19 protein-coding genes and 1 pseudogene are annotated in these 25266 nt (G+C 70.6%); 9 read left to right on the top strand and 11 right to left on the bottom strand.

Annotated features, from left to right (window positions below):
* Positions 1 to 227 precede the first annotated feature (227 nt).
* The 5 genes from ACIBJH_RS36795 (at position 228) to ACIBJH_RS36775 (ending at position 5327) form a co-directional block, all read left to right on the top strand.
* A complete protein-coding gene (locus ACIBJH_RS36795; protein ID WP_200709316.1) occupies positions 228 to 1070 on the top strand; it encodes a M24 family metallopeptidase in 843 nt (280 codons plus the stop codon).
* Complete coding sequence (locus tag ACIBJH_RS36790; protein ID WP_399121294.1) at positions 1067 to 2827, top strand: SDR family oxidoreductase; 1761 nt, start codon at positions 1067 to 1069, stop codon at positions 2825 to 2827. The genes ACIBJH_RS36795 and ACIBJH_RS36790 overlap by 4 nt, the downstream gene beginning before the upstream one ends.
* Positions 2824 to 3711, top strand: a complete 888-nt coding sequence (locus ACIBJH_RS36785; protein ID WP_399121293.1) for a metal-dependent hydrolase — start codon at positions 2824 to 2826, stop codon at positions 3709 to 3711. The genes ACIBJH_RS36790 and ACIBJH_RS36785 overlap by 4 nt, the downstream gene beginning before the upstream one ends.
* On the top strand, positions 3708 to 4655 hold the full coding sequence (locus ACIBJH_RS36780) for a MerR family transcriptional regulator (RefSeq protein WP_399121292.1): 948 nt from the start codon (positions 3708 to 3710) through the stop codon (positions 4653 to 4655). Before ACIBJH_RS36785 ends, ACIBJH_RS36780 begins: the two co-directional genes overlap by 4 nt.
* Positions 4656 to 4778: 123 nt before the next feature.
* The gene (locus tag ACIBJH_RS36775; protein WP_399121291.1) at positions 4779 to 5327 is read left to right on the top strand and encodes an RNA 2'-phosphotransferase; all 549 of its coding nucleotides are present in this window, start codon (positions 4779 to 4781) and stop codon (positions 5325 to 5327) included.
* Positions 5328 to 5431: 104 nt separating this feature from the next.
* Here ACIBJH_RS36775 and ACIBJH_RS36770 read toward each other — a convergent pair whose 3' ends face one another.
* The 5 genes from ACIBJH_RS36770 to ACIBJH_RS36750 all read right to left on the bottom strand — a co-directional run bounded on the left by ACIBJH_RS36770 (position 5432) and on the right by ACIBJH_RS36750 (position 8181).
* Entirely contained in the window at positions 5432 to 6334 is a 903-nt protein-coding gene (locus ACIBJH_RS36770) for an LLM class flavin-dependent oxidoreductase (RefSeq protein WP_399121290.1), read from the bottom strand.
* Positions 6335 to 6383: 49 nt separating this feature from the next.
* Positions 6384 to 6863 carry a DUF3515 family protein gene (locus ACIBJH_RS36765; protein WP_399121289.1) on the bottom strand — a complete coding sequence of 160 codons (480 nt, stop codon included), beginning with the start codon at positions 6861 to 6863 and terminating at the stop codon, positions 6384 to 6386.
* Between the two features lie 45 nt (positions 6864 to 6908).
* Positions 6909 to 7133, bottom strand: coding sequence for a helix-turn-helix transcriptional regulator (locus tag ACIBJH_RS36760; RefSeq protein ID WP_200709303.1), 225 nt, complete (start codon positions 7131 to 7133; stop codon positions 6909 to 6911).
* Positions 7133 to 7753, bottom strand: coding sequence for a DUF2975 domain-containing protein (locus ACIBJH_RS36755; protein WP_399121288.1), 621 nt, complete (start codon positions 7751 to 7753; stop codon positions 7133 to 7135). The genes ACIBJH_RS36760 and ACIBJH_RS36755 overlap by 1 nt, the downstream gene beginning before the upstream one ends.
* 98 nt (positions 7754 to 7851) lie before the next feature.
* Complete coding sequence (locus tag ACIBJH_RS36750) at positions 7852 to 8181, bottom strand: helix-turn-helix transcriptional regulator (protein WP_399121287.1); 330 nt, start codon at positions 8179 to 8181, stop codon at positions 7852 to 7854.
* 1004 nt (positions 8182 to 9185) lie between these two features.
* On the opposite strand from ACIBJH_RS36750, the gene ACIBJH_RS36745 reads away from it, so the two are divergent.
* Positions 9186 to 10055, top strand: a complete 870-nt coding sequence (locus ACIBJH_RS36745) for a Cof-type HAD-IIB family hydrolase (protein ID WP_399121286.1) — start codon at positions 9186 to 9188, stop codon at positions 10053 to 10055.
* A gap of 1 nt (position 10056) precedes the next feature.
* Here the strand turns inward: ACIBJH_RS36745 and ACIBJH_RS36740 are convergent.
* The 6 genes and pseudogenes from ACIBJH_RS36740 to hisC form a co-directional block, all read right to left on the bottom strand.
* Positions 10057 to 10527 (bottom strand): annotated as a pseudogene (locus tag ACIBJH_RS36740) (M23 family metallopeptidase); the annotation flags it as partial.
* A 223-nt stretch (positions 10528 to 10750) separates the two neighbouring features.
* On the bottom strand, positions 10751 to 12391 hold the full coding sequence (locus ACIBJH_RS36735; RefSeq protein WP_399121285.1) for a GAF domain-containing sensor histidine kinase: 1641 nt from the start codon (positions 12389 to 12391) through the stop codon (positions 10751 to 10753).
* A gap of 62 nt (positions 12392 to 12453) precedes the next feature.
* On the bottom strand, positions 12454 to 15945 hold the full coding sequence (gene cydD / locus ACIBJH_RS36730; protein WP_399121284.1) for a thiol reductant ABC exporter subunit CydD: 3492 nt from the start codon (positions 15943 to 15945) through the stop codon (positions 12454 to 12456).
* Positions 15946 to 16004: 59 nt separating this feature from the next.
* Positions 16005 to 17009, bottom strand: a complete 1005-nt coding sequence (cydB, locus tag ACIBJH_RS36725; RefSeq protein WP_399121283.1) for a cytochrome d ubiquinol oxidase subunit II — start codon at positions 17007 to 17009, stop codon at positions 16005 to 16007.
* 21 nt (positions 17010 to 17030) lie between these two features.
* Positions 17031 to 18539 (bottom strand): cytochrome ubiquinol oxidase subunit I, encoded by a 1509-nt coding sequence (locus tag ACIBJH_RS36720; RefSeq protein WP_399121282.1) that lies wholly within the window; start codon positions 18537 to 18539, stop codon positions 17031 to 17033.
* Positions 18540 to 18753: 214 nt separating this feature from the next.
* Positions 18754 to 19833 (bottom strand): histidinol-phosphate transaminase, encoded by a 1080-nt coding sequence (hisC, locus tag ACIBJH_RS36715; RefSeq protein ID WP_399121281.1) that lies wholly within the window; start codon positions 19831 to 19833, stop codon positions 18754 to 18756.
* Positions 19834 to 20264: 431 nt separating this feature from the next.
* Here hisC and ACIBJH_RS36710 point away from each other — a divergent pair, with 431 nt between their 5' ends.
* From ACIBJH_RS36710 to ACIBJH_RS36700, 3 genes are all read left to right on the top strand, one after another.
* Positions 20265 to 21377 (top strand): LacI family DNA-binding transcriptional regulator, encoded by a 1113-nt coding sequence (locus ACIBJH_RS36710; RefSeq protein ID WP_399121280.1) that lies wholly within the window; start codon positions 20265 to 20267, stop codon positions 21375 to 21377.
* A gap of 1658 nt (positions 21378 to 23035) precedes the next feature.
* Positions 23036 to 24136 carry a metallophosphoesterase gene (locus tag ACIBJH_RS36705; RefSeq protein ID WP_399121279.1) on the top strand — a complete coding sequence of 367 codons (1101 nt, stop codon included), beginning with the start codon at positions 23036 to 23038 and terminating at the stop codon, positions 24134 to 24136.
* A gap of 192 nt (positions 24137 to 24328) precedes the next feature.
* Entirely contained in the window at positions 24329 to 25192 is an 864-nt protein-coding gene (locus ACIBJH_RS36700) for a hypothetical protein (RefSeq protein ID WP_399121278.1), read from the top strand.
* Positions 25193 to 25266: the final 74 nt, after the last annotated feature.

Raw genomic sequence — 25266 nt, 5'->3', positions numbered from 1 at the left:
TGACGCGGACCACTCCGGTCGTCACCCCGCAGAGCTGTCCTCACGTCAGACTCGAGACGTACGGGTCCGTAGGGGATGCCCCTACTTGAGAGCTACGCGACCGGCCTCGCGCACTTGTCCACAGGTAGAGATCAACCCTATTGACGCAGCCTCTAACAACTGTCACATTCACCAGTGTCAAGTTACGAGCACGTACCGCAGTCGGTGTGGACAGGTGGGGCGGTGGCATGACTACGGCGGTGACACGCGAACTCTCCGCGGAACTGCGGGGGTTCAGGGAGGTCCAGCGGCTGGCGTACGAGTGCGCCGAGGCCGTCGCGGCCCGGCTGGAGCCCGGGGTGACCGAGCGCGACGCGGCGCGCATGCAGCGGTCCTGGCTGCGCGCGAAGGGTGTGAGCGACTGGTTCCATCTGCCCTTCGCCTGGTTCGGCGACCGCACGGCGTTCACGAACTTCCGGGTGCCGCTGCAGTTCTTCCCCACGAACCGCCGGCTGGAGCCCGGGATGCCGTTCATCCTGGACATGGCCCCCGTGTACAAAGGTTTCACGGCCGACATCGGATATTCGGGCTCCCTCGGGGCGAACCCGGTACAGGACCGGCTGATGGCCGACCTGGAGGCACACCGCGAGCTGCTGCTGCGCGAGGTGCGCGAGCGGCGCCCGCTGCGCGAGATCTACGAGGACGTGGACCGCCTCATGGTCCGCCAGGGCTACGCCAACCGGCACCGCGCGTACCCCTTCGGCGTGATCGCGCACAAGGTCGACCGGGTCGCCGAACGCCCTTGGTCCCCGCGGCTGTTCGGGTTCGGCACCCAGGCCCTGAAGGGCCTCGCGAGCGACGCGCTGCACGGCCACCGCGACGGCTGGTCCCCGCTCTGGTCGCCGTACCGCTTCTCCGACCACCCCCCGCACCCCGGCCTGTGGGCGGTCGAACCGCATCTCGGATTCCGGGGCACGGGCGCCAAGTTCGAGGAGATCCTCGTCGTCACCGACTCCGGGGACCCCGAGCAGAGCGCCTTCTGGCTGGACGACGATCTGCCGCACGTGCGGCGCTGGGCGGAGGACAAGTGACGCTTGAGGGTGCGCGCGAGCGCTGGGTGCGGACCGGCGGAGTCGAGCTGTGCGTGGCCGAGTTGGGGGACGCGTCGAACCCCACGGTGGTCCTGGTGCACGGCTATCCCGACAGCAAGGAGGTCTGGTCCGAGGTGGCCGGCCGCCTCGCCGACCGCTTCCATGTGGTGCTCTACGACGTCCGGGGGCACGGCCGGTCGTCGGCCCCGCAGCCGCTGCGGGGCGGGTTCACCCTGGAGAAGCTGACGGACGACTTCCTGGCGGTCGCGGACGCGGTCAGCCCGGACCGGCCGGTGCACCTGGTGGGGCACGACTGGGGCTCGGTGCAGGCCTGGGAGTTCGTCACCGTCGCGCGCACCAAGGGCCGTATCGCCTCCTTCACGTCGATGTCCGGACCGTCCCTCGACCACTTCGGGCACTGGATCAACAAGCGCCTGACCCGGCCCACTCCGCGCCGCGTCGGCCAGCTCCTGGGCCAGGGCGCCAAGTCCTGGTACGTGTACCTGCTGCACACGCCCGTGCTGCCCGAACTCGCCTGGCGCGGCCCGCTCGGCAAGCGCTGGCCGAAGATCCTGGAGCGCGTCGAGAAGGTCCCGCGCGGCGACTACCCGACCTCGTCGCTGCCTCAGGACGCGGCCCACGGCGCCTGGCTGTACCGCGACAACGTCCGGGCGCGGCTGCGCAGGCCACGCCCCGACGCGTACGCGCACGCGCCCGTGCAGCTCGTCACGCCGCTGGGGGACGCGTTTCTGTCCGAGCGGCTCTACGACGGGCTGGAGGAGTGGGCGCCGGAGCTGGCGCGGCGGACGTTGCCGGCCAAGCACTGGATCCCGCGCACACGCCCCGATCAACTGGCTGCCTGGATCACGGAGTTCGTGACGGCCAACGAAGGGGGTGCGGTGACGTCCACCGGAGCGGGGACAGGCAAGTACGCCCAGCGGTTCGGCGGGCAGCTCGTGCTGGTCACGGGGGCGGGCAGCGGGATCGGGCGGGCCACGGCCTTCGCGTTCGCCGAGGCGGGCGCGCGCGTGGTGGCCGTCGACCGGGACGCGGAAAGTGCCGTCCGCACCGCGGAGTTGGCGCGGCTGATCGGCGCCCCCGAGGCCTGGGCGGAGACGGTCGACGTCTCCGACGGGCAGGCCATGGAGAAACTCGCCGCGAAGGTCGCCGGTGAGTACGGCGTGGTGGACGTCCTCGTGAACAACGCCGGAATCGGACTCTCCGGTTCCTTCTTCGACACCACCCCGGAGGACTGGAAGAAGGTCCTCGACGTCAACCTGTGGGGCGTCATCCACGGCTGCCGCCTCTTCGGGAAGCAGATGGCCGAGCGCGGCCAGGGCGGGCACATCGTCAACACCGCGTCGGCGGCGGCATTCCAGCCCTCCAAGGCACTCCCCGCCTACAGCACCTCCAAGGCGGCCGTCCTGATGCTCAGCGAGTGCCTGCGCGCGGAGCTGTCCGGGCAGGGGATCGGTGTCTCGGCGATATGCCCGGGCCTCGTCAACACCAACATCACCTCGACCGCCCACTTCGCCGGCGTGGGCGCCGCCGAGGAGAAACGGCGCCAGAAGCGCTCGGCACGCCTGTACGGGCTGCGGAACTACCCGCCGGAGAAGGTCGCCGACGCGATCCTGCGGGCGGTCGTCCGCGACCAGGCCGTCGTACCGGTCACCCCGGAGGCACGCGGTGCCCATCTGCTGTCCCGGTTCGCCCCGCGCGCGCTGCGGGCGGTGGCCCGGCTGGAGCCGCCGCTGTGACCTCAGCCGATGAACACCACGCGATCGCGCCCCGCCGGGTCTCCTTCGACTGGTCGCGCACGCCCCTGCACTGGATCCCGGACGAGCCGACCGCCACCCATGTCATCAACGTGCTGCATCTGCTGCTCCCGGCGGGGGAGCGGTGGTTCGTGAAGGTCCTCAAGGAGGGCCTGCCGCTGGTCAGGGACCCCCAACTCCGCGCGGACGTCAAGGGGTTCATGGGCCAGGAGGCCACACACAGCGTCCAGCACGCGCACGTGCTGGACCATCTCGCGGCCCAGCGGCTCGACACCGCCGACTTCACCAAGCACGTCGACTTCCTCTTCGAACGGCTGCTGGGCGAACGCCCGCCGCTCGGCGCACCGTTGCCGGAGCGCGAGTGGCTGCGCTTCCGGCTCGCGGTCGTCGCGGCGATCGAGCAGTTCACGGCGGTGCTGGGCGACTGGATCCTGGCCGCGGAGGACCTCGACCGGGCGGGCGCCGACGAGATCATGCTCGACCTGCTGCGCTGGCACGGCGCGGAGGAGGTCGAACACCGCGCGGTGGCCTTCGACATGTTCCAGCACTGCGGGGGCCGCGGTCTCCCCCGCTACGCCCGCCGTATCGCCGGCATGACGGTCACCGCGCCCGTGATGCTCTACCTGTGGGCCTGGGGCACGGCCTACCTGATCCGCCACGACCCGCGACTCGCCGGGCGCGTCCGCTACTCGCTCGCCGAGCACAACAGGGCCGTGCGGAAAGGCCTGTTGCCCACCTGGCGGTCGCTCGGCGCGGCCGTCCCCCGCTATCTGCGGCGCTCCTACCATCCGTCGCGGGAGGGATCGCTGAACCGGGCGGTGGAGTACCTGAGACGGTCACCTGCGGCGCGGGCGGGGGCCGCGTGAGTGCCCGCTCCGGTGGGGTCGCCTACCGGATCGAGGATCTCGCGCGGCTCAGCGGGACCACCGTCCGGACGATCCGCGCCTATCAGGACCGCGGTCTGCTCCCCCGCCCCGAGCGACGCGGGCGGGCCAATGTGTACGCCGACGTCCATCTCGCCCGGCTCCGCCAGATCGCGGACCTCCTCGACCGCGGCTACACCCTGGCCTCCATCAAGGAGCTGCTGGCGGCCTGGGACGCGGGCCGGGGCCTGGGCGGGGTGCTCGGACTGGTCGCCGAGGTGGACGGGCCGTGGACCGACGAGGAGGCGGGCCGGATCTCGCGCGCCGAACTGGAGCGGCGTTTCGGCGGCGACCCCGACGAATCGGCCGTCGCCGAGGCCGTGGAACTCGGCGTACTGGAACCGGTCCCCGGGGACACCGACTCCTTCCTCGTGCCGAGCCCCCAAGAACTGGCGGTGGCCGTCGAGTTGCACGCCTCCGGGGTCCCGCTGTCCGCGATCTCGTCCCATCTGCGGGAGTTGAGGGTCCAGGTCGAGCACATCGCCTCCCGTTTCCTGGAGTTCACCACCGAGCACGTCTTCGCCCGCTACCTCGAAGGACCGCACCGTCCGACCGACGCGGACGCGGCCGAGGCGGCCTCGCTCGTACGACGGCTGCGCCCGCTCGCGCAGCAGACGGTGGACGCGGAACTCGCCCGCGCTATGCGGCTGTTCGCCAACCGTTCGCTGCGGCGGCACCTGGGGGCGGTCGAGCCCTCGGCACCGGCGTTCTCGTCACGTTCCGTGGCTGTCCCCGAGGAGACGATGCGGGCCGTGGAGGGGCTGGTTGGGACGGCGAGGGCGGCGGAGTTCGTGGCGCTCGCGGCTGAACGGGAGCTGCGGGCAAGGGCGTTGGATGCGCTCATGCCAAGTGGGCGTCCCCCAGCCGATCTTGACGAACAGGGCTGACATGACAGGGAGTTGTCCACAGAAACGCCAAGTCCCCCTGTGGATAACTACAGTTGGTTGTGGACCAAACATCGGCTCCAAAAGAAAATGCGTGATCCGCGTCTCTCCCGTCATGCTGAGCGGATGGATGAAAGACGCACCGTGAAGGTGTCGAAGTACCTCTCGAAACACCTGCGACACCAGCCCGAGCGGATCGGGCTCACCCTCGACGAGGCCGGCTGGGTCGAGATCGACACGCTGATCGCCGCCTGTGCAGCGCACGGGTTCCGCTTCAGCCGTCAGGAACTCGACCACGTGGTGGCCACGAACGACAAGCAACGCTTCGCGATCGAGGGCACGCGGATCCGCGCCAGCCAGGGCCACAGCATCGAGGTCGACCTCGGACTGCCCCCGGCCACCCCGCCGTCGTACCTCTTCCACGGCACGGTGGCGCGCAACCTGGACGCGATCCGGGCCGAAGGGCTCCGGCCCATGAACCGCCACGCCGTGCACCTCTCCGCCGATCGGGAGACCGCGACCCGTGTCGGCGCCCGTCGCGGCCGGCCTGTCGTGCTCTCCGTCGACGCGGGCGCGATGCACGGCGACGGCCATGTGTTCCGGGTCAGCGAGAACGGCGTGTGGCTCACCGAGGCGGTACCCACGCGCTACCTGCGGTTCCCCGAGTCCCACTGATCCCGCGCGGCCCGGGATGTGCCGCCGGGTACGGCCCGCCCCGGCGGGCATGAGGGGACGGTTTCACGTGAAACATCGACGAGCGGTTGCGGTGGGCACCGTCGTCACGTCAGCTGGGCCGCCGCTTCCATGGCGATCTGCTCGAAGACCTTCTCGTCCGCGGCGAAGTCCGAGTCGGAGATGGGCCAGTGGATCACGATGTCGGTGAAGCCCAGCTCCTGGTGCCGGCCAGCGAAGTCGACGAAGGCGCCGAGGGACTCCAGCGGACGTCCACGGTCCGGGGTGAAACCGGTGAGCAGGATCTTGTCGAGCCCCGCCGCGTCCCGGCCGACCGCCGCGCAGGCGTCGGCCAGCTTCTCGACCTGCCCGTGAAGGGCGCGAACCGACTGCTCGGGGGTGCCGCTCTCGAACAGCTTCGGATCTCCGGTCGTCACCCACGCCTGTCCGTACCGGGCGGTGAGCTTCAGGCCACGCGGCCCGGTGGCGGCCACCGCGAACGGCAGCCGGGGCCGCTGCACACACCCCGGAATGTTCCGGGCCTCGTGCGCCGAGTAGAAGTCGCCCTCGTACGACACCGAGTCCTCGGTGAGCAGCCGGTCCAGCAACGGCACGAACTCCCCGAACCGGTCGGCACGCTCCCGCGGGGTCCACGGATCCTGTCCGAGCGCGGTGGCGTCGAAGCCGGTGCCGCCCGCACCGATACCGAGAGTGATCCGGCCTCCGGAGACGTCGTCGAGCGAGATCAGATCCTTGGCCAGCGTCACGGGATGCCGGAAATTGGGCGACGTGACGAGGGTGCCCAGACGCATCCGCTCCGTGACGCCAGCCGCCGCCGTCAGCGTCGGGATCGCGCCGAACCACGGGCCGTCCCGGAACGTACGCCAGGACAGGTGGTCGTAGGTGTACGCAGTGTGGAACCCGAGTTCCTCCACGCGCCGCCATGCGGCACGGCCTCCCTCGTGCCAGCGGCGGTGCGGAAGGATCACGGTACTCAGGCGCAGACTCATGTCTCCGAGCCTACGGCGACGCCCGCCGAGTCCCGGACACGCCCATGCCTCAGCCCCGCTTCGCGCACGCCTTCTGCTTGGCCAGCCCCGACACGATCCCGGACATCTCACCGATGACGGCGTCCTTGTCCCTGATCCGCTCCGACATCGTGACCTCGGCCGCGGGGCTGCGCCCGTACGACAGAACGGTCTTCGTCCCGTCGTGGGTCTTCTTCGCGTTCACGACCCAGTCGACGCCCTTGACCGATGTGCACGCGGCGGACTCCGGGACGTCCGAGATGTTCCCGCAGCGGAGGATCACATCACCGTCGCCCCAGACGGCCGTTCCCTTCTGGTCGGAGTCGTTGCGCTTGTGGGCGCCCAGTTTCTGCGGCGCGCTGCTCACCAGACCGGAGCAGCCGGCGCTGTCGCCACCGGGCGCCGCCGACACGTTGTAGGAGCGCGAGGAGGTCCCGCACGCCGCGAGCGCGGCGGCACACACGGTGATCGCACCGGCCTGTAACAGCTGCCGGACAGAGGTCGTCCCCATGAGCAATCCCTTGTCTAGATGGTGGAGTTACAGGCTTTTTTCGGGTCAGTCCTCGCGGACGCTGAGCAGGTCACCGGGTTGGCAGTTCAGTTCGCGGCAGATCGCGGTGAGGGTGGAGAAGCGGATCGCCTTCGCCCGGTCGTTCTTCAGGACGGAGAGGTTGACCACCGTCACGTCGACCTTGGCCGCCAGTTCGGACAGGGTCATTCCGCGCTCGGCCAGCAGCCGGTCCAGGTGGACCTTGACCCGGTGTTCCTCGTCCGGCGGCATCAGACCAGTCCCTCGGTGTCGGCGCGGAGCTTCGTCCCCCGCCGGAAGACCTCGCCCAGCGACAGGATGAGGAAGGCGAGCAGGACGTACTCACCGGTGAAGGTGACCGAGAGGGGGATCTGCTCGGCCATGGGGGTGCCGCTCACCAGTGCCTGTGTGGTGAACGCCGGCAGCGCCGGGGAGAGGACGGCCTGGACCAGCACCGTGAGCCCGATGACGCTCAGTCGGCGGGCGTTCCTCGGCACGAAGACATCGCCTTCCCTCAGTGTCCCGGCCATCCGCGTCAGGAGGACCAGGACGAGGAGCAGCAGCAGACCGCCGACGACATCCGGCAGGGCGAGCAACAGGCGCTGGCCCAGGTCGGGGTGGGCGAAGGCGAGGTCGGCCCGGTGGGTGCCGGTGAGGGTCATGCCGTGGCCCGCGACCGCGTCGGTCACGGTGCCCGGTACCCGGGTCGCGGTCTCGGTCCTGACCTCGCGGGTGTCCACGGGGTCGATGAGGCCGACCACCCCGAGCGCCGGGAGCAGTACGCCGAAGACGCCGTCGAGCAGAGCGGCCAGGCCGAGAACCGCCTCAAGGAGTCGGTTGTCGGTCCGGCTCCACCAGGACTTCGTACTCACGGCTTCCCCCTGTCACCCCACGTGCATATCGCTTATCGATAGTATCGATAAGCGATATGCACGTTGTCAAGCCCGGAGTGCGGGGGCGGACGGGATCCTCAGAGCCCGTCGGAGAGGCGGCCGTGATGGGCGTAGGCGAAGAGGGCCGCCTCCGTGCGGCCGGTCACTTTGATCTTGACCATGAGGTTGGTCAGGTGCGCTTTGACGGTGCGCTCGGCTATGCCCAGCCGGCGGCTGATCTCGCGATTGTCGGCGGCGTGACTGAGCAGGACGAGAACTTGCCGTTCTCGGGGGGTGAGCGAGGGGATGGCGTGCGGATCCCCCGGAGCGGGCGGAGTGGCCGGGGCGGCGCTTAAGTCCTGCTGCGGCCCTGGTTGCGGCTCCGGCCGTGGCCCCGGTCCCTGATCGTCCTTCGTGAGATTTGTCAAAGCGATGATCTCCCCGTTGGTATCTGTGTGACCGCCTCAGCCGGTTGTCCCGTCGCTCTCCTTGCGCTGCTTGCGTGCCGGTGTTCCGGTGCTGGGCGGCGGTTGTGGCGGCACCGCGATCCGATGGGCCGGGTCGACGGTGTCGCGGATCTGCGCTCCCCGCAGGGCGCGCCTCCATTCCGATACGGCTGGTGAGGGCCGCGCGGGCGGCTGCCGCGCCGAGGTCCCTCACCCGCGCCCGGAGGCGTGCCATCGTGGGGAAGCGTCAGTAAACGATGAGCGTTATCTAAAGTAAAGCGAGTTGAGACAGTCTTGAGGTTGGCGCGCGCCAGGAAGGGTAACGGAGACGCCCAACGGTGCCCGTGGTGCGGACCGCAGTCCGTCCCGAACAAGGCCAGTTGACCAAACACCGCAGGTCCGACACCACCTGAGGGCATCGACGGCCCCGATCCACTCCCGGGACATGCGCGATCGTTTGCTGCCGCATACGATTCAGGTCGCGGTTGCCCGTGCCCGCGAAAAGGCACGGGCTTCGGGTGCCGCGCCCGACCGCGTCCGCCACCGTGCGCGGGAGGAACTCGCCGTGCCGGTCCCGGACGAAGCGCACACCGTCGTCCGCTCCCACGGCGCACCACCTGCTACGACCCGATGATCGGCACGCCGCCCGGACCGTACGGCGATCCCGCTCCCGGCACTGTGGAGCGGGGCCGGCTCCATCGCGTCGCTCCGGATCGGCCGCTCCCGCCGGTCCGCCTTCCGACAGGAGCCGGAAGGTCGGCCCATCGGAACCGTCGGCTCCACCCGCACGGTTTTTCCCCAGCGCATCCGGCCCGGCACCGATCGGCGTGCCGTCCACCGACTCACCTCGGAACCCTGTCGGAACGCTCCTCCACCGCCCCGGCGGCACCCCCGGCCGCGGGCGCAACGACCCCGCAAGGGGCCATAACCACTCACATGTGCGCACCCTCGCACGGCCGTGCGGGCAAATGCGGGAGAATGGCCCGGTGACCTCAGCGACTCGACAGCCCGAGACCCCGGCCTCCGCCGTCCCGCCACGGCTGATCGCCACCGACCTGGACGGCACTCTGCTGCGCGACGACAAGTCGGTGTCCCCCCGCACGGTCGCCGCCCTGGCGGCTGCCGAGGAGGCGGGGATCGAGGTCTTCTTCGTGACCGGCCGCCCGGCCCGCTGGATGGACGTCGTCAGCGACCACGTCCACGGCCACGGCCTGGCGATCTGCGGAAACGGCGCCGCCGTGGTCGACCTGCACGGCGGCCCCGGCGCCCACCGCTTCGTGAAGGTCCGCGAACTGGCCCGGAACAACGCCCTCGACGCCGTACGACTGGTGCGCGAGGCGGCGCCCGGGACGGTGTACGCGATCGAGCAGACCTACGGCTTCTACCAGGAGCCGGAGTATCCGAAGATGCACATGGAGATCCCGGACACCCTCGCGCCCGCCGAGAAACTCCTCGCGGCGGACGCCCCGGGAGCCGACGAGCCGGTGCTGAAGATCCTCGCGTTCCACCCCGACCTCGACCCGGACGAGTTCCTGACCACGGCCCGCCTCGCCCTGGGCGACCGCGCGAACGTCACCCGCTCCAGTCCCAGCGCCCTGCTGGAGATCAGCGGCCCCGGTGTCTCCAAGGCGAGCACGCTCGCCCTGTGCTGCGCGGAGCGGGGTATCGCGCCCGAGGAGGTCGTCGCCTTCGGGGACATGCCCAACGACGTCGAGATGCTCACCTGGGCGGGGCAGTCGTACGCGATGGGCAACGCGCACCCCGACGTGCTCGCCGCCGCCTCGGGACGGACCGTCGACAACAACGAGGACGGCGTGGCGGTCGTGATCGAGCGGATGCTGGCGGAGCGGCGGTAGCTCAGCCGACGGCCACTCCGCGGGCCGCCAGCCACGGCAGCGGATCGACCGCCGACCCCGTCTCCGGAGTGGTCCGTACCTCGAAGTGCAGGTGCGGCCCTGTGGAGTTGCCGGTCGTGCCGGACTCGCCGATCCACTGGCCGGCGGCGACACGGTCCCCCTCGTCCACGGCGACGGCGGAGAGGTGGGCGTACTGCGTGCAGTAGCCGCCCGGATGCTCGACCACGATCTGAATGCCGAAGGCGCCGCCGCAGGACACCCGCACCACCCGGCCCGCTCCGGCCGCCCGCACCGGCGTCCCGACGGGCACCGCGAAGTCCTGGCCGGTGTGCCGGTTCGCCCAGCGGGAGCCGTCGCTGCCGAATCCGGCGGACAGGTCGCCCGACTCCACCGGCGCGACCCATGCGGTGGTTCCGGTGGCCGGCGGTCGGTCGAGGCGGACCGCGCCCGGGCAAGGGCCCGCCGCGGCCGGGGCGTCCGTCCGCCCGGCACCGGCGGAGTGGCTGTCGCCGTCGCCGGGGCGGGCCGCCAGCACGGCGATCGCGCACAGCAGCACCGGAACGAGCAGTGGGTGACGGCGAGATGAGGGCATGTCAGCGATCGTGACCCGCACGGCCGACCGACGCCCTGTTCAAGGCGTACGCATGGGGGACAGGGTGGCGCGAACGGCTCAGTGGGAGCCCGGGGCGACGGGTTCAGTGGGGCGCCTGCCACACCACCGTCGTACCGCCTCCGCCGTTGCCGGGCCCGTACCAGCTGTCGCCGCCCAGGGACTCGGCCCGGCGCTTGAGGTTCCTCAGGCCGCTGCGGCGACCGCCCTCCGGGATGCCGACCCCGTCGTCCGTGACGGTGAGCCGTACGCCCGGCCGCCCGTCGGGCAGGATCGCGGTCGCGTCGACGACGACCTCGATCCGGGTGGCCGCCGCGTGCCGGAACGCGTTGGAGAGGGCCTCGCGCAGGGCCGCGACGAGATTCTTGCCGGTCAGGTCGCCGACCACGGTGTCGACCGCGCCGACGAAACGGTGCGCGGGGGTGAAACCGAGCGGCACGGCGGCCGTGTTGATCTCCCGCAGCACCCGCGTGCGCAGCCCGGAGGGTGCTTCGGTGGGGCCCTGCTGGAGCGCGAAGATCGCGGTGCGGATCTCCTGGATGGTGATGTCGAGTTCGTCGACGGCGTTGCCGACGCCCTGCCGCACCTCGGGCACGAGCGAGTCGCGGCGGGCGCTCTCCAGCATCATGCCGGTGGCGAACAGCCGTTGGACGACCAGGTCGTGCAGGTCGCGGGCGATCCGGTCCCGGTCCTCGTACACCGCGAGACGTTCCCGGTCGCGCTGGGCCTCGGCCATCATCAGCGCGAGCGCGGCCTGCGAGGCGAACTGGATCGCGAGGGTGCGTTCCGCCTCCGTGAACGGCCGCTCGCCCCGCGCCCGAGGAGTGACGAGGGCTCCCAGGACACGCCCGCCGCTCTGCAGGGGCAGTGCCATGATCGGCCCGTACGCGCGCGCGAGGGCGCTGATCATTCGGGGATCGGTGCCCGCGTCCTTGACGAACACCGGCTGTCCGTCGAGGAGTTGCGCCATGATCTCGCTCTCCGGCGGGACGACTCTGCCGAGCTGGTCCGACGGCCGTTCCGAGGCCACGGCGACGATCTCCATGCCGCCCCCGTCGGCGGGCAGCAGCACGATCCCGGCCGCCGATCCGGACAGCCGGCGGGCCCGTTCCGCGACGACCTGGAGCGCGTCCTCGGCGTCCCCACCGGACAACAGGGCGGTCGTGACGGCCACCGACCCGTCGATCCACCGCTCACGCTGCTGGGCGGCCTCGTACAACCGGGCGTTGCCGATGGCGATACCGGCCTCGGTAGCCAGGACCCGGACCATGTCGACATCGTCGTCGTCGAAGGGGCCCCCGCCGCGCTTCTCGCCCAGATAGAGATTGCCGAAGACCTCCCCTTGCACCCGGATCGGAACACCGAGGAAGCCGCGCATCCGCGGATGGTGCGCGGGAAAGCCCCAGGAGCGCGGATCCTGGCTCACATCCCCGAGCCGGACCGGCTCCGGCTCCCGGACGAGCGCGCCGAGCAGCCCCTTGTGCCCGTCGGGAAAGCGTCCGATGCGCCGCGCGGTTCCGGCGTCGACCCCGTGGAAGACGAAGTCGGCGAGGGCGTCGCCCTCCTCGTCCACGACACCGAGCCCCGCGTACCGGGCGTCCGTCAGCATGGCCGCCGCCTCGCAGATCCGCTCCAGCGTGGAGTGCAGTTCGAGCCCACTGCCCACGGACCGCACCGCCGCCAGCAACTGCGGCATGCGTACGGCGGCACTCGGGGCGGCAGACATACCCCGAGCCTAATAAGTCCCCTTTGTCACCGAAAGTCGAGCACGTCGGTCACCGGGGCTCCCTACCCGGCCGCCACCAAGAGCTCCGACTCCGCCTCCCGCTCCGCCATCCCCCGCAACGGCCCGTCCGCCAAGACCAGTTCGGCGTACGGCCCCCGTTGCACAACCCGTCCCGCGTCCAGCACGATCACCTCGTCCACGTCCTCAAGTCCCGCCAGCCGGTGCGTGATGAGCAGGGTCGTACGGCCCTCCGTGGCGGCCAGCAGATCGGCGGTGAGCGCGTCGGCGGTCGCCAGGTCCAGGTGCTCGGCGGGCTCGTCGAGCACGAGCACCGGGAAGTCGGCGAGCAGCGCACGGGCGAGGGCCAGCCGCTGCCGCTGACCGCCGGACAGCCGAGCCCCGTGCTCACCGACGAGCGTGTCCAGTCCGGCGGGCAGCCCGTCGGCCCAGTCGAGCAGCCGGGCCCGCTCCAGCGCGGCCCGCAGCTCGTCCTCGGTCGCGTCCTTCTTCGCCAGCAGCAGGTTCTCGCGCACCGAGCTGTCGAAGAGATGCGCGTCCTGGGCACACAGCCCGACGAGCCGTCGTACGGCGTCACCGTCCAGGGCGTACGCGTCCACGCCGGCCAGCGTGTACGTGCCCGCGTCCGCGTCCAGGAACCGCAGCAGCACCTGCGCCAGCGTCGTCTTGCCGGACCCGGAGGACCCGACCACCGCGACCCGGCGCCCCTTCTCCAGCGTGAGGTCGAGTCCGGCGAGCGCGTCCCGGTCCTGCCCGGTGTGCCGGGCGGCCAGTCCCTGCACGACGAGCGGGAACGGCGTCGCGGGCGCCCGGCGGGGCCGCTCCGGTTCCCGTACGGGCTCGGGGGCGTCCAGGACCTCGTACACGCGCTCCGCACTCTTGCGGACCCGCTGCCGGTACTGCACGGCGAGGGGCAGTCCGAGGACGGCCTCGAAGGCGGCGAGGGGAGTGAGGACGACGACGGCCGTCACCACACCGCTGAGCCGTCCCGCGGCGACGCCTTGCGCTGCCACCAGCGCGGTGGCGGCGACGGTCAGGCCGGAGATCAGCGCGGTGAGGCCGTCGCCGAGCGCGGTGGCGGTGGCGGCGCGGGAGGCGATCCGGGTGAGGACGCCGTCCGCGCGGCGGGCCTCGGCGGTACGGGCGGGCAGTGCGCCGGCGACCGTCAACTCGGCGGTGCCGGTGAGCAGTTCGGTCACGCGGGTGGCGAGCACCCCGCGAGCGGGGGCCAGCCGCCGTTCGGCGCGCCGGGCCACGGCACCGGTGACGAGGGGGACTCCGACACCGGCCGCGAGGAGACCGGCCGCGAGCACGGCACCGGCCTCGGGCAGCAGCCAGGCCGTGAAGCCGACCGTCGCCGCGGACACGGTGGCCGCGACCCCGGCGGGCAGCAGCCAGCGCAGCCAGTAGTCCTGGAGCGCGTCCACGTCGGCGACGAGCCGGGACAGCAGATCGCCCCGGCGGGTGTCCCGCAGACCGGCGGGCGCCAGCCGTTCGAGGCGCCGGTAGACGGCGACCCGGGTGTCGGCGAGCATCCGCAGCACCGCGTCGTGCGACACGAGCCGCTCGGCGTAGCGGAACACGGCCCGCCCGATCCCGAAGGCCCGGGTCGCCGTCACCGCCACCATCAGATACAGCACGGGCGGCTGCTGCGAGGCCCGCGAGATCAGCCACCCGGAAGTGGCCATGAGCCCAACCGCGCTGCCCAGCGCGAGACTTCCGAGCAGCAGCGCCAGGGCGAGGCGGCCACGCCGGGCACCGGACATGGCCCGGACGCGGGAGAGGACGCTGCCCTTGCGTGCGGCGAACCGTGTCTCGGATTCGTCGACGGCCACGGGACTCACCGTCGCCGCCTCCGGGCTCGTACCGGCGACCGTCGGCACGGTCTCCGCGCGCACCGCGGTCTCGCCCTCCGTCACCCGCACCACCCGGTCCGCCACCGCCAGCAGGGCCGGGCGGTGCACCACGAGCAGGACCGTCCGTCCGACCGCCAACCGCCGTACCGCCTCGACCACTTCGGCCTCGGTGGCTCCGTCCAGCGCGGCCGTCGGCTCGTCGAGGAGCAGGACGGGACGGTCGGCGAGGAAGGCCCGGGCGAGCGCGAGCCGCTGCCGCTGCCCTGCGGACAGCCCGGCCCCGTCCTCCCCGAGCACACTCCCGATCCCCTCGGGCAGCGCGTCCACGAACTCCAGGGCCCCGGCATCGGCCAACGCCCGCCGTACGGCGGTGTCGTCGGCATCGGGGCGGGCGAGCCGTACGTTCTCGGCGATCGTCCCGGCGTACAGCTGCGGGTGTTGCGGTACCCAGGCGATCCGTGCCCGCCACCGTTCCAGGTCGGCGTCGGTGAGATCGACTCCCCCGACGCGCACCCGGCCCTCGGCGGGCCGCACGAACCCCAACAGGGCGTTCAGCAAAGTGGACTTGCCCGAACCGCTCGGGCCGACGAGGGCGACCGTCTCACCGGGTTCCACGGCGAAGGTCACGTCCGACACGGCGTCCACGGACCGCCCGGGATAACGGACCGTCACGCCCTCGAAGGCCAGGGCGTCGGAGGGCACTTCGGTGGTTCCCGTGGCCGGTACCGGGGTCTCCAGCACCGAGAAGATCTCCTCGGCCGCCGCGAGGCCCTCGGCCGCCGCGTGGTACTGCGCGCCGACCTGGCGGAGCGGCAGATACGCCTCGGGGGCCAGGACGAGGACGACGAGACCGATGTAGAGGTCCATGTCTCCGTGGACGAGCCGCATGCCGATCGTCACGGCGACCAGGGCGACGGAGAGCGTGGCGAGGAGTTCCAGCGCGAAGGAGGAGACGAAGGCGATCCGCAGGGTCCGCATGGTCGCCTGGCGGTACTCACCGGTGATCCGCCGGATCGACTCGGCCTGCGCCTTGGCCCGCCCGAACACCTTCAGGGTGGGCAGCCCCGCGACCACGTCCAGGAAGTGCCCGGAGAGCCGGGACAGCAACTGCCACTGACGGTCCATCCGGGACTGCGTGGCCCAGCCGATCATCACCATGAAGAGCGGGATGAGCGGCAGGGTGCCGACGATGATCGCCGCCGAGACCCAGTCCTCGGTGACGATCCGCGCCAGCACCGCCACCGGGACGACCACCGCGAGCCCCAACTGCGGGAGATAGCGCGAGAAATAGTCGTCGAGGGCATCGACCCCACGAGTGGCGAGGGCGACCAGCGATCCGGTCCGCTGCCCGCTCAGCCAGCCGGGGCCCAGCTCCACGGAACGCTCCAGCAACCGTCGCCGTAGCTCCGACTTCACGGAGGCGCTGGCGCGGTGGGCGGCGAGTTCGGTGAGCCAGGAGACGAGGGCACGGCCAGCCGCGACGGCCACCAACAGCAGCAGGGGGGTGCCGAGTTCGCTCGCGGACTTGCCGTGCTGGAAGGCGCCGACCACGACCTCGGCGATGAGCATCGCCTGCGCGATGACCAGCAGCGCCCCGACGGCTCCCAGGCCGACGACCGCCATCAGGAAGAGGCGGGTGGCGCGGGCGTATCGGAGCAGCCGTGGGTCGATTGGTTTCACGTGAAACACACCCTCTTCTCAAGGGGCATGTTTCACGTGAAACATGCCCCATTCCTCACTCAGTGCGCCGCTTCGGCGATGTGCTGCGTACCGATCCGCTTGCGGAACACCCAGTACGTCCAGCCCTGGTAGAGCAGCACGATCGGAGTGGCGATCCCCGCGCACCAGGTCATGATCCGCAGCGTGTACGGGCTCGACGAGGCGTTGGTGACCGTGAGGCTCCAGTCCGCGTTGAGCGAGGACGGCATGACGTTCGGGAAGAGCGACAGGAAGAGCATCGCGACGGCGGCAATGATGGTGACCCCGGAGAACGCGAACGACCAGCCCTCGCGCCCGACTTGGATCGCCCCCAGCGCCGCGACCAGGGCGACGACCGCCACGATCATCGCCACCAGGCTCTTACCGTCACCGCTGTCGACCTGGGTCCAGATCAGGAAGGCCAGCGCCAACAGGGCGGTGACGAGACCGACTTGAAGGGCCAGCTTCCGGGCCCGCACCCGGATGTCCCCGACGGTCTTGAGCGCCGTGAACACCGCGCCGTGGAACGTGAAGAGGGTCAGGGTGACCAGGCCGCCGAGGATGGCGTACGGGTTGAGCAGGTCCCAGAAGTTACCGGCGTACTCGAAGTTCTTGTCGATCTTCACGCCCCGCACGATGTTGCCGAAGGCCACACCCCACAGGAACGCGGGGAGCAGCGAGGTCCAGAAGATCGCCGTCTCCCAGTTGCGCTGCCAGTTCTCCTCGGGCCGCTTCGCCCGGTACTCGAAGGCGACGCCCCGGACGATCAGGCAGACCAGGATGATCAGCAGGGCGAGGTAGAAGCCGGAGAAGAGGGTGGCGTACCACTCGGGGAAGGCGGCGAAGGTCGCGCCGCCGGCCGTGAGCAGCCAGACCTCGTTGCCGTCCCAGACCGGGCCGATCGTGTTGATCAGCACCCGCTTCTCGGTGCGGTCCCGGGCGAGCAGCTTGGTGAGGATGCCGACCCCGAAGTCGAAGCCCTCCAGGAAGAAGTAGCCGGTCCACAGGACGGCGATGAGGACGAACCAGACGTCGTGCAGTTCCATGACAGTTGCAGCTCCCTCGGCCTAGTACGAGAAGGCCATCGGCTTGTCGGCGTCCTGGGAGTCGCCGCCGATCTTCGTGGGCGGGTTGAGGTCGGCCTCGGTGAGTTCGGGCGGGCCGGCCTTGACGTACTTCGCGAGCAGCTTGACCTCGATGACGGCGAGGATCGCGTAGAGCGAGGTGAAGACGATCATCGAGGTGAGGACCTCGCCCTGGGAGACGCTGGGGGAGACGGCGTCACGGGTCTGGAAGAGGCCGTAGACGACCCACGGCTGGCGGCCCATCTCGGTGAAGATCCAGCCCCAGGAGTTGGCGATGAGGGGGAAGCCGAGGGTCCAGATGGACACCAGCCAGTAGAGCTTGGTGAGTTTCGGGCCGAGGGCCTTCTTCTTGAAGAGGACCACGTTCGGGACCTCGTCCTCGCCGACCCGCAGATGCTGGGGCAGCATGAACTTCTTGCGGGTCAGCCAGAGTCCGGCCACTCCGACGGCGAAGGACGCCATGCCGAAGCCGATCATCCAGCGGAACGCCCAGAAGGTGACGGGGATGATGGGCCGGTAGTCGCCGGGACCGTACTTGGCCTGCTCGGCCTTGTTGGTGTCGTTGATGCCGGGGACGTAGGAGCTGAAGTCGTCGTCGGCGAGGAACGACAGTATCCCGGGGATCGAGAGCTCGACGGTGTTGTGGCCCTTGCTGACGTCGCCGTAGGCGAAGATCGAGAACGGTGCCGAGTCCTGGCCGTCCCACAGCGCTTCGGCGGCGGCCATCTTCATGGGCTGCTGCTTGAACATGACCTTGCCGAGGGTGTCACCGCTGACGGCGGTGAGCAGGCCGGCGATGGTGACGGTGATCAGGCCCAGCCGCAGCGAGGTCTTCATCACCGAGATGTGCTTCTTGCGGTACAGGTGGAAGGCCGCGATGCCGACCATGAACGCGCCGCCGGTCAGGAAGGACGCGGACAGCGTGTGGAAGGCCTGCGCGAGCGCGGTGTTCTGGGTCAGCACGTGCCAGAAGTCGGTGAGTTCGGCACGGCCCTTGGCCTTGTTGATCTTGTAGCCGACGGGGTGCTGCATCCACGAGTTGGCCGCGAGGATGAAGTACGCCGAGAGGATCGTGCCGATCGAGACCATCCAGATGCAGGCCAGGTGGATGCGCTTGGGCAGCTTGTCCCAGCCGAAGATCCACAGCCCGATGAAGGTGGACTCGAAGAAGAACGCGATCAGCGCCTCGAAGGCGAGCGGGGCCCCGAAGATGTCACCCACGAACCGCGAGTAGGCGGACCAGTTCATACCGAACTGGAACTCCTGGACGATGCCCGTGACGACGCCCATGGCGATGTTGATCAGGAAGAGCTTGCCCCAGAACTTGGTGGCCCTGAGGTACTTCTCCTTCTCCGTGCGCACCCACGCGGTCTGCAGCCCGGCCGTGAGAGCGGCGAGCGAGATCGTCAGGGGGACGAACAGGAAGTGGTAGACGGTGGTGATGCCGAACTGCCATCGCGCCAGTGTCTCCGGCGCCAGAGCCAGGTGCACGTCGTCAGTCTCCTTATGTCGCCGTGGTCACAGCGGCAGTTTGCCCCTTATGCCCCACGCATCACTGGACAACCAGGACACGCTTGTGAACGCGTTCACATTCACAAGGATTATGACGCATGACAGTTCGAGACGTGAGAGGCGGGGGGTCCCCTAACGCGGCCGACCGGCCCCACCAGGGAGGGACCGGTCGGCCTATGGCGTCGACGACGCCCTACAACTCCTTGCGGAAGCCCTCCGCCACCTTCAGGAAGATGTCGTTGGCCTCGGTCTCCCCGATCGTGATCCGGGCGCCTTCACCCGCGAACGGCCGCACCACCACGCCCGCCTGGTCGCACACCGCCGCGAAGTCGAGCGTGCGCTCCCCCAGCCGCAGCCACACGAAGTTGGCCTGGGTCTCCGGGACCGTCCAGCCCTGGGCGCGCAGCGTGTCGACCACGCGGGTGCGCTCGCTCACCAACGAGCCGACCCGGCCGAGCAGTTCGTCCTCGGCACGCAGCGAGGCGACCGCCGCGTCCTGCGCGAGCTGGCTCACCCCGAAGGGCACCGCCGTCTTGCGCAGCGCAGCCGCCACCGGCTCGTGCGCGATCGCGAAGCCGACCCGCAGCCCGGCGAGGCCGTAGGCCTTGGAGAAGGTCCGCAGGACGCAGACGTTCGGCCGGTCACGGTAGAGCTGGACGCCGTCCGGCACCTCCATGTCCCGGATGAACTCCCGGTACGCCTCGTCCAGTACGACCAGCACATCGCCGGGCACCCGGTCCAGGAAGCGTTCCAGCTCGGCCCGGCGTACGACCGTGCCCGTCGGGTTGTTGGGGTTGCAGACGAAGATCAGCCGGGTCCGGTCGGTGATCGCGTCGGCCATCGCGTCGAGGTCGTGCACATCGCCCGGAGTCAGCGGCACCTGCACGGCCGTGGCACCGCTGATGCGCGTGATGATCGGGTACGCCTCGAAGGAGCGCCAGGCGTACATGACCTCGTCGCCGGGTCCCGCGGTCGCCTGGATCAACTGCTGGGCGACGCCGACCGAGCCCGTGCCGGTGGCCAGGTGGGAGACGGGGACGCCGAACCGTTCCGCCAGCTCGTTCATCAGACCGGTGCACGCCATGTCGGGGTACCGGTTGAAGGACGCGGCAGCCGCCGTCACGCTCTCCATGACACCCGGCAGCGGCGGATACGGGTTCTCGTTGGAGGACAGCTTGTAGGCCACCGGACCGTCCGCCGAGGCGGGCTTGCCCGGCTTGTAGGTGGGGATACCCTCCAGCTCGGCGCGCAGCTTGGGGCTCGTCTCGCTCACCGCAGTCCTCCTCGTGACCACCACCGGATTTCAATACTGCTCACCTTATGAGGATTCGACGCCGGCGCGTACAGGTCCGGTCCGGGTGAGCGGCCCCCGGACGTCGGCCGGGAACGTCTCACACGTCATATCCGCATCAGGGGCAACAGCGTACGAAGGCGCACGAACCGGGGGCGCGCTGTACATATATCTATGCGCTGGTGGCTCGCGCCGTGGCGCGCATCCCTCGTACAGGTGAGTTGAGACCTCTTCGAAACATCGGGGACTTGGCAGGCCCATGCGCGCCGACAAGTCACGTAATGCCATCGAAGCGTTTAACTGACTTTGTTTCTAAGGTAGTTGACCCTTCCTGACCTTGCAGAAACGTGCCTGTCAACGCGTGCATATGCGTCCGCACTACCCCACCGCATGAGCCCTACTATCGGCTCGCCATGACAGCAGCAGGGAAGCACCAGGTGAGCCGCGCGGAAACCTCTCGTCGAGGAAGCCGGCCGGGCCGGGCGGGAATCAGAGACGTGGCCGCCGCGGCCGGAGTCTCCATCACGACCGTCTCCGACGCCCTCAACGGCAAGGGCCGGCTCCCGGACGCCACCCGACGCCATGTCCGCGAAGTGGCCGACCGGCTGGGCTATCGCCCCTCCGCGGCGGCTCGCACGCTCCGTACCGGGAAATCGGGCCTCATCGGCCTGACCGTCACGACGTACGGGGATGAACCTTTCACCTTCACCGAATTCGCGTACTTCGCCGAGATGGCGCGCGCCGCCACCTCGGCCGCACTCGCCCGCGGCTACGCCCTCGTGATCCTCCCCGCGACCTCGCGCCACGACGTGTGGTCGAACGTCGCCCTGGACGGCACGGTCGTCATCGACCCGTCCGACCAGGACCCGGTGGTCAGCGAACTCGTCCGGCAGGGTTTACCGGTCGTCTCCGACGGCCGCCCGGCCGGCTCGCTCCCGGTGACCGCGTGGGTCGACAACGACCACGAGGCCGCGGTCCTGGGCATCCTCGACCACCTGGCCGACGCCGGCGCCCGCCGCATCGGCCTGCTCACAGGCACGAGCACGGACACATACACACACCTCTCGACCACCGCATACCTGCGTTGGTGCGAGCGGGTGGGCCAGGATCCGGTGTACGAGTCCTATCCGGCGCACGATCCGTGCGCGGGCGCCGTCGCCGCCGACCGACTGCTCGCCCGGCCCGACCGCCCCGACGCGGTCTACGGCCTGTTCGACCCCAACGGCACGGATCTGCTGGCCGCGGCCCGTCGTTACGGGATGCGGGTGCCGGAGGATCTTCTGCTGGTGTGCTGCAGCGAGTCCACGGTGTACGCCAACACCGAGCCACCGATCACCACGCTCTCACTGAAGCCGCGCCGCATCGGCACGGCGGTGGTGCAGCTCCTCATCGACGCCATCGAGGGCGTCGACTCGGATCTGCCGGTCGAGCAGGTGATACCGACAGAACTGATCGTGCGGACATCGTCGCAGCGGCGGCCGCCTCGGACGACGGTCAGTCCGCCTCGATCGCCGGAGGGGAAGTAGGGCGAGGGGGTGGGGTGAGCGGGGCGGGCAGGGCGGGCAGGTCGTCCGGCTGTGGGGCGGTCTCGCGGGGCGGTCTGGCGGTGGGCTGTGGTCAGGTCTGCCTGTGGGTCTGTGGGTGACCGGGGGCGGGGCGTTGGTGGAGGGGGCGTTGGGCGGGCCCGTCGGCGAGTCGGTGAGCCGGTCGGTCCGGTGGTGGGCCGTCGTTCAGGTCTGGCGGTGGGTCCACGGTCGGCCGAGGTCGGCCCGGCGGTCGGGGCGTCGCCGGGTGGGTCGATGGGCAGGCCTGGCGGCCAGTCGGTGAGCCCGTCGCACAGCCAGTGCGCCGGTCGGACCGGCGGTGAGCTGTCATCAGGTTCGGCAGTAGGTCTGCGGTCGGTCGAGGTCGGGGCGTCGGTGGGTGGGCCTGGAGGCCAGCCGGTCAGCCCGTCGCGCAGCCGGTGCGCCGGTCAGTCCGGCGGTGAGCTGCCGTCAGGTCTGGCGGTGGGTCCGCGGTCGGTCGGGGTCGGCCCGGCGGTCGGGGCGGCGCTGGGTGGGTCGATGGGCAGGCCTGGCGGCCAGTCGGTGAGCCCGTCGCGCAGTCGGTGGGCCGGTCGGTCCGGCGGTGAGCTGTCATCAGGTTCGGCAGTGGGTCCGCGGTCGGCCTGGGTCGGGACGTCGATGGGTGGGCCCGTCGCGCAGTTGGGTGGGCTGGTGAGTCCGGCGGTGAGCCGTCGTCAGGTGCGCCGGTGGGTCCGCGGTCGGCTGGGCCCCATGCGTCCGGTCGGCCGGTCGCCGGGGCGGTGGGTTGGTCGAGCGGGTGGGCGGAGTCGGCCTCCGGGGCAGTGGGACCGGTCTGTCGGCCTGCTCCGGCGGGTTGACCGTCCAGTGGTTCGTCTGCCCGCACCGAGGACCGCTCGGCGTGTGGTGGCGGGCGGGGCAGGGTCGTAGCCGGGACGGATCGGCACCGCGTCCTTTCTCGCGGTCTGCACCGTGGCGGGTGGGGGCGGCTGAGGGAGGACAGCATGACGGGCGCGGTGCCGGGCGCCTCTCGGGGCGGAGCGGAGTGGCGGGCGGACGGCGCCCGGACGCTTCCCTCGGGCTCCAGCACGGGCCGAGCGGTGCCGGGACTCCCACCCGGCACCGCTCGGCCCGTACCGCCTGCCCTGCGCCCTGCACCGCCCCCACCCCTACGGCCCCCAGGCGCCCAGGCACCCAGGCGCCCACCCGGCACCAGCGTCGGCCGCCGACCGGCTGACGCCTCGTGCCGGCGTCGGCAGCCGACGGTTGGCGAAAGGCGGTTGGCGTCCGGCACCCGCCGCCCGGCACCCGCACCGAAGTCGACAAGCGACAGCCGACAGTCGTACCGGCGTCCGCAAACGAAGGCCGGCGCTCTCGACGAACCCGAAGGTGGTGAACGGCAACCGCCAGAGGCATCCGCACCGGCGAAATCAAGCCGCCCTTCCGGCGGGAACCGATCGTCCCCGGAGTGCTGGTCGAGTGGTCGAAGCCCTGCCCAATCGGGGCGAAAGCCACGGTGAACCGGAGTCCTGCTCTGATTCACCACCCCTGGGTCATCACATGGCGCGATCCGCATTCCTATGATGGGCCCACGACACCGCGGGCCGCTGCGACCAGGCAGTCCGACGCGGTGCAGACGCGGCGTGATGGTGGAGGGGTCGATGACTCAGGGGGCCGGTCAGGGACCCGAGGTGGAGCGCACGGCGACGTTGCGCGACTTCCGGGTGCCGGCGTATGTCCACGAGACCGGTCCGTACGCCGACAGCGCGCAGTCCGGCGGCGCCGTACGACCCGACGAGGAGGCCTTTGACGAGGCCTTCGAGGAGGCCTATCCGGAGGGCTACACGCCCACCCGGCGCGATCTGCCTGTCATCCATCGGGGTGACACGGTTCAGGTCGCGGTGGACCCGGCGCCGGTGGGTATCCCGCGGCAGTCGGAGGGCCCCGGTCCGCTGTTCGTCGTAGGTGATGTGCACGGCTACCTCGACGAACTGGTGGACGCCCTGCGGGAGAAGGGCCTGATCGACTCGGCCGGCAGCTGGTGCGCGGGCACCGCGCGACTGTGGTTCCTCGGCGACTTCACCGACCGCGGTCCGGACGGCATCGGCGTCATCGACCTGGTGATGCGGCTGTCCGCCGAGGCCGCCGCGGCCGGCGGCTACTGCAAGGCGCTCATGGGCAACCACGAGCTGCTGCTGCTCGGCGCCAAGCGGTTCGGCGACACCCCCGTCAACTCCGGCGCGGGCACCGCCACCTTCCAGGCGGCCTGGCTGCTCAACGGCGGCCAGAAGACCGACATGGACCGCCTCCAGGACGTCCACCTGCAGTGGATGTCCCGGCTGGACGCCATGGAGGAGGTCGACGGCCACCTCCTCGTCCACTCCGACACCACCGCCTACCTCGACTACGGCGACTCGATCGAGGCCGTCAACGACAACGTCCGCGAGACTCTCACCCGCAACGACGCGGACGAGGTGTGGGACGTGTTCCGCAAGTTCACCAAGCGCTTCTCCTTCCGCGACGAGGGAGGTGCCGAACATGTCCGCTCATTGCTCGACATGTACGGCGGGACCCGGATCGTGCACGGCCACAGCCCGATCCCCTACCTCCTGGGCGATGTCGGCTCCGAGGACGGCGAGGACACCGCGAGCCCCGTGGTCGAGGGACCGCACGTCTACGCCGAAGGACTGGCCATCGCGATGGACGGCGGAGTGACCATGGCCGGAAAACTGCTGGTCCAGCAACTGCCGTTGGATATCTGAGCGTTTAGCGGGCAGACGTCCCCCTCGGAGGACCGGCGGACGACTGCGCTGGCCAGGGGCCAATTTCTGGAAACCCCCTGTCACCGTGTGCCGTCGCCGCTCTACCATCGGCTTATCCGTAGCAGGCTCCCCTCCGTTTCTGCCCGACGGCTCGTTGGCATGCGAGCCCCAAGCCCTACGGAGCATCGGGGGATGCACATGAACAGCGTTCCGCAGCACCTGCACAGCGAGGACCGCCAGGAGTACGAGCGGATCCTCGACGAGGCGCTGCGCTCCGCCCCTACCCGCCCGGAACTGGCCGCTGTCGGTAAGCGGCTCAACCCCGAACAGCTGCGCACCATGGCGCTGAACGCCACCGCACTCATCACGGCGGCCGCGGCGACCGAGTACCAGCACTACGTGAAGGTCCGCGAGGAACTGCGCCAGCCGGCGTCGTCCACCCCGTCGTCCGTCCACGAGACCGGCTCCACGGAGCCGGACGGCGTGGGCGCGATGGGGCTCGCCACCACCCTGGGGGAGGCTGCCGAGGGTGCGGGTGCCGTCGCCGTCGCCGCTGTCCTCACCCCCGTCCTCGCCGGCACGGCCGCGGCGATATTCCTGCTCGTGGGTTACATCCTCAAGATGCTCACCCCCGAACCCGCGTTCGCGCAGACCATGCTGACCGCCGGCTGGGTGTTCGGCGCGATGACCGCCGCGGCGATCCTCGTCGCCGCCATCGGCCTGCTCCTCACGGCCCTGCGCAACCGGCCGACGTTCGACGCCGACCCCTATGGCGAGTCGGGCGGTGAGGTGGCCCGGGCCAGGGAAGCCTGGCACGACGCCCTGCTGGAACGCGGCATCCTGCCGTTCCTCCAGGAGGCGCTCGCGGCCCCGGGCACGGCGGCACTACGCCGTACGACACCCTCGGCACCGACCAGTCGCATGCCGCACCTCGGCTACGACCGTCCGGGCTTCTCCAGCCCCGACGACGGCCCGGAACCGGGTCACCGTCCGAGCTTCAGCAGCCCGGACTTCAGCAGCCCGGACTTCGGGGGGCCCGAGCACGCGCCGGAGTAGCCCCTCGGCTTGCGCCCCCACCCAGGGGAGCGCAAGCCGAACACCCGAATTCACCGAGTTCGTCTCCGAATGCA

The organism is Streptomyces sp. NPDC050548 (assembly GCF_044457385.1).
GTDB lineage: Bacteria > Actinomycetota > Actinomycetes > Streptomycetales > Streptomycetaceae > Streptomyces.
This window is presented reverse-complemented; position numbering and strand designations above follow the sequence as displayed.

Bases quoted from the DNA above. Each gene is read 5' to 3' on its own strand.
- ACIBJH_RS36705 (WP_399121279.1), top strand. From the start codon at position 23,036: ATGACTCAGGGGGCCGGTCAGGGACCCGAGGTGGAGCGCACGGCGACG.
- cydB (WP_399121283.1), bottom strand. From the start codon at position 17,009: ATGGAACTGCACGACGTCTGGTTCGTCCTCATCGCCGTCCTGTGGACC.
- ACIBJH_RS36765 (WP_399121289.1), bottom strand. From the start codon at position 6,863: ATGGGGACGACCTCTGTCCGGCAGCTGTTACAGGCCGGTGCGATCACC.
- ACIBJH_RS36700 (WP_399121278.1), top strand. From the start codon at position 24,329: ATGCACATGAACAGCGTTCCGCAGCACCTGCACAGCGAGGACCGCCAG.
- ACIBJH_RS36795 (WP_200709316.1), top strand. From the start codon at position 228: ATGACTACGGCGGTGACACGCGAACTCTCCGCGGAACTGCGGGGGTTC.
- ACIBJH_RS36770 (WP_399121290.1), bottom strand. From the start codon at position 6,334: ATGAGTCTGCGCCTGAGTACCGTGATCCTTCCGCACCGCCGCTGGCAC.
- ACIBJH_RS36735 (WP_399121285.1), bottom strand. From the start codon at position 12,391: ATGTCTGCCGCCCCGAGTGCCGCCGTACGCATGCCGCAGTTGCTGGCG.
- ACIBJH_RS36760 (WP_200709303.1), bottom strand. From the start codon at position 7,133: ATGCCGCCGGACGAGGAACACCGGGTCAAGGTCCACCTGGACCGGCTG.
- ACIBJH_RS36775 (WP_399121291.1), top strand. From the start codon at position 4,779: ATGGATGAAAGACGCACCGTGAAGGTGTCGAAGTACCTCTCGAAACAC.
- ACIBJH_RS36710 (WP_399121280.1), top strand. From the start codon at position 20,265: ATGACAGCAGCAGGGAAGCACCAGGTGAGCCGCGCGGAAACCTCTCGT.